The following is a 236-nucleotide window of genomic DNA, read 5'->3' as shown; positions in this document are numbered from 1 at the left end:
CGCTGGTGGTTCGGCGGACTGGAAACGCAGAAAAGACGCCCTTTGGGGCGGCTTTTCCTTTGCCGAGTAACCGTCGGCACTACGCAGGGTTGGCTGGCGCGCTGATTTGACCAGCTTGGCGATGGCGGCGCCCAGGTCGCCCGGCGAGCGGACGGTGACCACACCGGCCGCTTCCATGGCAGCGAACTTGCCGTCAGCGGTGCCCTTGCCGCCCGATGCGATCGCACCGGCGTGGC

At 67.8% G+C, this 236-nt stretch carries 1 pseudogene; it reads right to left on the bottom strand.

The window, feature by feature from the left end:
• Nucleotides 1-105: 105 nt before the first annotated feature.
• Nucleotides 106-236, bottom strand: a pseudogene (locus tag ACQG3P_RS23580) (succinate--CoA ligase subunit alpha); the annotation flags it as partial.

Origin of the sequence: Stenotrophomonas sp. SrG (assembly GCF_050031795.1) — a bacterium.
GTDB classification, from domain to species: domain Bacteria; phylum Pseudomonadota; class Gammaproteobacteria; order Xanthomonadales; family Xanthomonadaceae; genus Stenotrophomonas; species Stenotrophomonas rhizophila_A.
This window is presented reverse-complemented; position numbering and strand designations above follow the sequence as displayed.